This is a genomic window from Cellulomonas sp. IC4_254 (genome assembly GCF_011603975.1).
In the GTDB taxonomy this organism is placed as follows: Bacteria; Actinomycetota; Actinomycetes; order Actinomycetales; family Cellulomonadaceae; genus Cellulomonas.
Genome location: NZ_JAANNB010000402.1, coordinates 1 through 681 on the forward strand (window position 1 = coordinate 1; position 681 = coordinate 681).

Consider the following 681-nt stretch of genomic DNA (forward strand, 5'->3'; position numbering starts at 1 on the left):
CGGGAGGTGCTGGTGGAGCCGGTGGCGCTGGTGGCGCTGGTGGTGCCGGTGGCGTCGGGGCGCGGGGGCGTGGTCGGCTGCTCAGCCGGGGCCGCGCCGGCCGCCTCGGCGGTGCTCGCGCCGGTGGCCGGGACCGCGGGCACGCGCTCGGTGGGCGTGGTCGAGGGACGGGTCCCGCGGGCTGCGCCGGAGGTGGTCGTGTCCTTGGCAGTCGTGCCGCTGGTGGCCGTGCCGGCGGCGGCAGCCGCACGGGGGGCCGACGCCGCGTCCGCGCCCGCTGTCGTGGCGTCGCCGGAGCCGGCCGGCGCCGTGGCTCCGGCCGTGCCGGTCTCCGACGCGCCCCGCTCCGCGGTGTCGGGCGTCGTCGACGGCGTCTCGTCCTGCTCGCGGTCCGAGCTGCTGCTCATGTCTGCTCCCTTGTCGCCGGCTGACGGTGTGCGGGGCAGGAGCGGTAGCGCCTCCCGCGCAGCGGGTTCGGTGTGCGACGCGGCCGTGCTGGTCACGTCGGTGCTCCGTCCGACCGTAGAGCGCCAGGTCGCCACCCGCCCCACGGCGCGCCCGAGATGTCCGGATCCGGGCGCCATGTGGGGTGCTGCCAGCCCCCCGAGGCCACGCGGTGGAGTGCTGTGCCGGACACGCCGAGGCGCGTCGGGCAGCACGCTCCACCCGACAGCGGGGCGG

The 681-nt window shown here is 78.9% G+C and carries 1 pseudogene; it reads right to left on the bottom strand.

The features are described 5' to 3' along the window. Positions 1 to 407 (bottom strand): annotated as a pseudogene (locus G6556_RS19020) (hypothetical protein); the annotation flags it as partial. Between the last annotated feature and the right edge of the window lie 274 nt (positions 408 to 681).